5 protein-coding genes are annotated in these 6557 nt (G+C 70.8%); 4 read left to right on the top strand and 1 reads right to left on the bottom strand.

Annotated elements, in window-relative coordinates; all coding sequences use genetic code 11:
• Nucleotides 1-90: 90 nt before the first annotated feature.
• Nucleotides 91-1860, bottom strand: a complete 1770-nt coding sequence (locus ESO86_RS09495; protein WP_129234679.1) for an ABC transporter ATP-binding protein — start codon at nucleotides 1858-1860, stop codon at nucleotides 91-93.
• Nucleotides 1861-2062: 202 nt separating this feature from the next.
• Here ESO86_RS09495 and ESO86_RS09490 point away from each other — a divergent pair, with 202 nt between their 5' ends.
• From ESO86_RS09490 to ESO86_RS09475, 4 genes are all read left to right on the top strand, one after another.
• Nucleotides 2063-3133, top strand: a complete 1071-nt coding sequence (locus ESO86_RS09490) for a sugar ABC transporter substrate-binding protein (protein WP_129234678.1) — start codon at nucleotides 2063-2065, stop codon at nucleotides 3131-3133.
• A gap of 148 nt (nucleotides 3134-3281) precedes the next feature.
• A complete protein-coding gene (locus tag ESO86_RS09485; protein WP_129234677.1) occupies nucleotides 3282-4034 on the top strand; it encodes an ATP-binding cassette domain-containing protein in 753 nt (250 codons plus the stop codon).
• Nucleotides 4031-5320, top strand: coding sequence for a sugar ABC transporter permease (locus ESO86_RS09480; RefSeq protein WP_129234676.1), 1290 nt, complete (start codon nucleotides 4031-4033; stop codon nucleotides 5318-5320). Before ESO86_RS09485 ends, ESO86_RS09480 begins: the two co-directional genes overlap by 4 nt.
• A gap of 63 nt (nucleotides 5321-5383) precedes the next feature.
• Nucleotides 5384-6557 (top strand): GNAT family N-acetyltransferase (locus ESO86_RS09475; protein ID WP_129234675.1); only part of this gene is annotated, 1174 nt, incomplete at its 3' end.

Raw genomic sequence — 6557 nt, 5'->3', positions numbered from 1 at the left:
GGAGCGGGCGCTACGCCGACTGCACCCGGTGCAGCTCGGCGTACCGCCCACCACGCGCGACGAGTTCGTCGCGCCTGGCCGGAGCGGGCGCTACGCCGACTGCACCCGGTGCAGCTCGGCGTACCGCCCACCACGCGCGACGAGTTCGTCGTGCGACCCGACCTCGACGACGCGCCCTCGCTCGAGCACGACGATCCGGTCGGCCGAGCGGATGGTCGACAGCCGGTGCGCGACGACGAGCGTGGTGCGCCCGCGCATGAGCCGTCCGAGCGCGTCGCGCACCTTCGCCTCGGAGGCCGGGTCGAGCGCGCTCGTCGCCTCGTCGAGCAGCAGCACGCGCGGGTCGCGCACGAGCGCCCGGGCGATCGAGAGGCGCTGCCTCTGGCCGCCCGAGAGCCGCGCGCCGCGCTCGCCGACCACGGTGTCCCACCCGTCGGGCTGCGCCTCGACGATCTCGAGCGCGTTCGCGTCGCGCAGGGCCGCGAGCACGCGCTCGTCGGAGACCTCGCCGAGGCCGTAGACGATGTTGTCGCGGATGGTGCCCTCGAAGAGCACCGACTCCTGCGGCACCACCGAGACGAACCGGCGGAAGGTGCGGAGGTCGAGTCCCTCCGTGTCGACGCCGTCGAGCAGCACCCGCCCGCGGGTGGGACGCAGGAAGCCGAGCACGAGGTTCAGCAGCGTCGACTTGCCGGACCCCGACGAGCCGACGAACGCGACGGTCTCCCCCGGGCGGATGTCGAGGTCGACGCCGTCGAGCGCGGGCGGCTCGCCGAACTCGTACCGCACCTCGGCCTCCTCGAGGCGGATGCCGCCGACCACGTGCTCCACGACGGGCTTGCCCTCGTTGAACTCGAGGTCGGGCTCCTGCAGCACCTCGGCGATGGATCGGATCGACTCGGTGCCGCGGGCGATGATCGGCAGCAGCATGAGCAGCCCGGTCGCCGCTGACGTGAGCAGCGCGAAGTAGGAGCTCAGGAGCACCACCTGCCCGGCCGTGATGGGCAGCCATCCGGCGATCGAGATCCAGGCGGCGAGCACGAGGCATCCGACCCCGAGCAGTTGCAGGGTCACCCACGACAGCGACGCGAAGCGGCCGTTCAGCAGGTCGAGCCGGAGGCCGGCGGACCGCACGCCCTCGGCGCCGATCGCGACGCGGTCGACGGCGACGTGCTCCAGACCGTGGGCGCGGGTGATCGGCAGCAGCGTCGCCATCTCGCCGACGCGCGCCGAGAACTGCTCGACCTCGAGGCGGAAGCGCTCGTTGCGCGCGCGACTGCGTCGGTTCAGGATGGCGCGGAGCAGCACCGCCAGCGGGATCGCGAGCGCGTAGACCGGCAGGAACTGCGGCACGTTGATCGCGGTCATCACGATGGCGCCGAGGAGCACCATGGTCGCCGAGAGCAGCGGGTGGGCGGTCTGCTGCAGCATGACCTCGATGTTCTCGACGTCGCGCACGACCTTGGTCTGCACGATCGCCGAGTTCGAGCGGGTGTGGAAGCCGATCGAGAGCGCCTGGAGCCGGGCGGCGAGTGCGTTGCGCAGGTCGCGGCCGATGTCGCGAACCGCGCCCATGAAGAGCTTCGTGTACATGACGTGGTTCGGGTAGTTCTGCAGGAGGGCGATGATCGCGATGCCCGCCCAGAGCGCGAGTTCCCGCAGGGGTCCGCCGGCGACGACCACGTCGATGATCTCGGCCGTGACGGCCGGCATCAGCCAGAGCGGCGTGTCCTTCAGCGCGAAGAAGAAGACGGATGCCGCGACGCGGCGCCGGTGCATGCCGAGCAGCCGCATCACGGAACGTCCCGGTCGTCGACCGTCGATGGAGTGCTCGATTTGGGAAAGCGCTTGCCCGTGCATTCCCCCATTGTGCCGTCGATCGCGTCGCGGCGCCACGGCGCATGACCGTTGGGAGCGCTCTCCCCCAAGTGCCACGGGAGTTACGGAAGCGTTACCAACATTTGTTGGGGCTCACGGCAATCAGGAGGAACATGGCCCCTGCCACCGCCGACGATGACGGTGGCACCCGGAGGGGTCGACCTCACCTTGCTAGGGGAGAGACATGAGAACGACATCCTTGGTCTCCGCCGTCGCGGTCGCAGGCGCCTCAGCGCTGCTCCTGGCGGCCTGTTCGAGCGGCGATTCCGGTGGCGGCGGTTCCGACGGCGGCGACGCCGTGGACGCCCGCGCCTGCGTCATCCTGCCCGACGCCGCGTCATCGCCGCGGTGGGAGAACTTCGACCGCAAGTACCTCGAGGAGGGCCTGTCCGAGGCCGGCTTCGAGACCGACATCCAGAACGCGCAGGGCGACACGAGCATGTACGCCACGATCGCGGACCAGCAGCTCAGCAAGGGCTGCGGCGTGATGATCCTCGTCGACTACAACGGCGCGGGCGCGGCGGTCGCCGAGCAGGCGTCTGCCGAGGGCATCCCGGTGATCGCGTACGACCGCTCGATCGAGGGCGCCGACTACTACGTGTCGTTCGACAACGTCGAGGTCGGCCGGCTCGAGGGCCAGTCCATCCTCGACGGCCTCGCGGACGCGGGCAAGGACCCGGCCGAGGCGATCGTCGTCTACATGGGCGGAGACCCGTCGGACAACAACGCCGCCATGTTCAAGGAAGGCGCGGTCGAGGTCATGGAGGCCGCGGGCATCACGCCGGCCGCAGAGCCGCCGGGCGTGTGGGACGGCGACAAGTCGGCGACGAACTTCGAGCAGGCGCTGACCTCGCTCGACGGCAAGGTCGACGCGGTGTGGGTCGCGAACGACACCAACGCCGCAGGCGTGATCACCATCCTCGACAAGAACAACCTCGTCGTGCCGGTGTCCGGTCAGGACGCGTCGATCGCGGGCCTGCAGAACGTGCTGCTCGGCAAGCAGACCGCGACGGTCTACAAGCCGGTCGCGCTCGAGGCCGAGGCCGCGGTCGAGCTCGCGGTGCAGCTGCTGAACGGCGAGACCCCGCCCGAGCCGGACCTGGTGGACCCGTACGGCACGCCGTACATCGCGGTCACCCCGGAGCTGGTCGGCCCCGAGGAGGTCATCAACGTCGTCGAGGCCGGCGACGCCGACCCCGCCGAGCTCTGCCAGGGCGAGGTCGAGGCCAAGTGCGCCGAGTACGGCATCGAGTGATCACCGGTCGCGCCGGGCACTAGCCCGTCGCACCACCAGAGAGGTCCGGGTCGCGGCACGTCGCCGCGACCCGGACCGATTCCCCTTCCCGACGGAGCACCGCGCGTGCCACGCTGGGAGCGACGACGACGATGTCGGAAGGAACGCCATGGACGCGCCACTCATCGAACTCAGCGGGATCATGAAGAGCTTCGGCCCGGTCAGCGTGCTGAAGGGGGTCGACCTCAGGGCCTATCCGGGCAAGGTCACCGCGCTGGTCGGCGACAACGGGGCAGGGAAGTCGACCCTGATCAAGGGGCTCGCCGGCGTGCAGCCCTACGACGGCGGCGTCGTCAAGTTCGACGGCAAGCCCGTCGCACTCCATTCGCCGCGCGAGGCCGCGCGCCTGGGCATCGAGGTCGTCTACCAGGACCTCGCGCTCTGCGACAACCTCGACATCGTGCAGAACATGTTCCTCGGCCGGGAGGAGACCGAGTTCGGCACGTTCGACGAGGGTCGAATGGAGAAGGACGCCTCCGACACGCTCCGTTCGCTGTCGGTGCGCACCGTGAAGTCGGTGCGTCAGAAGGTGTCGAGCCTCTCCGGCGGTCAGCGGCAGACGGTGGCCATCGCCCGCGCGGTGCTGAAGAACGCCCGGCTCGTGATCCTCGACGAGCCGACGGCAGCGCTCGGCGTCGCGCAGACCGAGCAGGTGCTGCACCTGGTCAGTCGCCTCGCCGAGCAGGGCGTGGCGGTCATCCTGATCAGCCACAACCTCGCCGACGTGTTCGAGGTCGCCGACCACATCGACGTCCTCTACCTCGGCCAGATGGTCGCGCACCTCGACGCGAGCGAGACCACTCGCGACGACGTCGTGGGCTACATCACCGGTGCGAAGGTCCAGCAGGAGGCGACGGCATGAGCACGCAGAAGACCCCGTCGACGAGCGGTCCGGCACCGGACACGAGCGTCCACGACGTCGAACTGATCGGCAGCGGCCAGGAGGGCACGATCGGCGATCAGGTGCGGGCGTACATCCAGCGCCTGCAGCACGGCGACATGGGCGCCCTGCCCGCGGTGGCCGGACTGGTCGTGCTCACGATCCTGTTCAGCTTCCTCAGCCCGTTCTTCCTCACGGAACGCAACTTCGCCAATCTCCTGACCCAGGCGGCCACGCTGGTCATGCTCGGGATGGCGCTCGTGTTCGTGCTCCTGCTCGGCGAGATCGACCTGTCGGCGGGCGTGACCAGCGGCATGACGATGGCCCTGTTCATCGTGCTCGTCAACGTGCACGCGGTGCCGTGGGTCCTGGCGCTCATCATCGCGTTCGCGGCCGGCATCCTCACCGGTACGTTCATCGGCTTCTTCGTGGCGAGGGTCGGGATCCCGTCGTTCGTCGTGACACTGGGCCTGTTCCTCGGGTACCAGGGCCTGACCCTGCTCATCATCGGGTCGGGCGGCCTCTACCGGGTGCAGATCCCCGAGATCCGCGACATCCAGAACTCGAACATGCCCGTGTGGGCCGGCTGGGCGATGCTCGGCCTCATCGTGCTGATCTCGGCGGGCACGTCGTTCTGGGACCGCGCCCGCCGCACCCGCGCCGGGGTGCCCAACCGCACCATCTCGCTCGTCTGGATCAAGCTCGGCGTGATCGCGGTGATCGGCGGCGCCGCCATCGGGGTGCTGAGCCGCAATCGCGGCCAGTCCGTCGGCGTCGTCGAGGGCGTGCCCATCGTCGTGCCCATCGTGCTCGTGATCCTCTGGATCGGCACGTTCGTGCTCGACCGCACCCGGTTCGGGCGCTACCTGTACGCGATCGGCGGCAACGCCGAGGCGGCGCGGCGCTCGGGCGTGAAGGTCATGCTCATCCGCTGGACGGCATTCATCGTCTGCTCCACCCTCGCCGTCGTGTCGGGGCTGTTCTCGATCAGCAAGGTCGGTTCGGTCGATGCCGCGGCCGGTCGCGAGATCGTGCTCTCCGGTGTCGCCGCAGCCGTCGTGGGCGGCGTGAGCCTGTTCGGCGGCCGTGGACGCCTCCTCCACGCCGCGATCGGCGCCCTGGTGATCGCGGTCATCACCAACGGCCTCGGGCTGCTGAACCTCGGAGCCGGCGTCAACCTCATGGTCACCGGCGGCGTCCTCATCCTCGCCGCCACCGTCGACGCCGTGTCCCGTGTGCGTTCCGGCGGGAGCCTGATGAGGACCTGACGACGGGCCCAGGCGGGCCGGCCTCCTCAGCTCCGGCCGAGCGAGGCTCGGTAGGCTGGATCGGTGTCCTTCGAACCCCGCTCCATCCCGGTCGATCCCGATGCCCAGGCGGCGCTCTCGTCGAAGGGACTCGACTACCGCCTGATCGACCCCGCCGACGTCGCGGCGCTCGACGGCTGGATCGACGCCGACCACCGCGGGTTCCACCACGCCCGCCCGCGCGAGGTCACTCGCCACTACGAGCGACGGGTCATGGGGGAACGCCGGTTGCACGGCGTCTTCGACTCGGGCGTCCCCGACCCGATCGTCCCGGTCGCGACGGTCTCGAGCTGGCCGACCGGGCTCAGCGTGCCCGGAGGACGGAGCGTCGACGGCTGGGCGGTGAGCTCGGTCACGGTCTCCCCGACGCACCGACGTCGCGGGATCGCTCGGGCGATGATGGAGGCCGAGCTGCGCACCGCGAAGCGGGCCGGCGCGGCCGTGGCGATGCTCACCGTCACCGAGGCGACCATCTACGGCCGCTACGGGTACGCTCCGGCAGCGCGGGCCGCCACCATCGAGATCGATCGGCGGCGCGCGCGATGGATCGGGCCGAGCGCACCCGGGCGCGTGCACTTCGTCGAGCCGGCGTCGCTGCGGGAGACGGCGGCCGCGATCTCGCGCCGTGCCGTGGCGCGGACCCCGGGCGAGATCGACCGGTGGTCGGGAGTCCTCGACCGGATGCTCGGGCTCGTCGACCCGGAATCCGACGCCTCGCGGGCGCTGCGCGCCGTCCGGTACGACGACGAGCACGGCCAGCCCCAGGGCTTCGCGGCCTTCCGGGTGACGCGCGAACCCAACGAACCCGGGTGGGCCGAGTTCGACGTGCTCGCCGCGGCGACCGACGACGCCGAGCGGGCGCTCTGGCGGGTGCTCGTCGAACAGGACTTCGTCTCCGGCGTCCGAGGCCGCCTGCGCTCGGTCGAGGAACCGATCGAGTGGCTGCTCGAGGACCCGCGCGCGGTGCGGGTGACCGAGGCGTCGGATCACCTCTGGGTGCGCATCGTCGATGCGGCCGCGGCGCTCGGCGCCCGCCGCTACGGCGCCGCCGGCGAGCTCGTGCTCGACATCGACGACCCGCTCGGCTACGCCTCCGGCCGTTACACCCTGCTCGCCTCGGCGGACGGGCGCGCGGTCGTGCACGTCCCCCGCTCCGACGGGTCGGCGGATGGCGCCGGCGCCTCGGGCACGTCCCCCG

This window comes from Agromyces binzhouensis (genome assembly GCF_004135055.1).
Taxonomy (GTDB): Bacteria; Actinomycetota; Actinomycetes; order Actinomycetales; family Microbacteriaceae; genus Agromyces; species Agromyces binzhouensis.
Note: the sequence above shows the minus strand (reverse complement) of the source record. Positions and strands in the feature narration are given on the sequence as shown.

Excerpts from the sequence above, each read along its gene's own strand:
- ESO86_RS09480 (WP_129234676.1), top strand. The coding sequence starts at position 4,031 with ATGAGCACGCAGAAGACCCCGTCGACGAGCGGTCCGGCACCGGACACG.
- ESO86_RS09490 (WP_129234678.1), top strand. The coding sequence starts at position 2,063 with ATGAGAACGACATCCTTGGTCTCCGCCGTCGCGGTCGCAGGCGCCTCA.
- ESO86_RS09485 (WP_129234677.1), top strand. The coding sequence starts at position 3,282 with ATGGACGCGCCACTCATCGAACTCAGCGGGATCATGAAGAGCTTCGGC.
- ESO86_RS09495 (WP_129234679.1), bottom strand. The coding sequence starts at position 1,860 with ATGCACGGGCAAGCGCTTTCCCAAATCGAGCACTCCATCGACGGTCGA.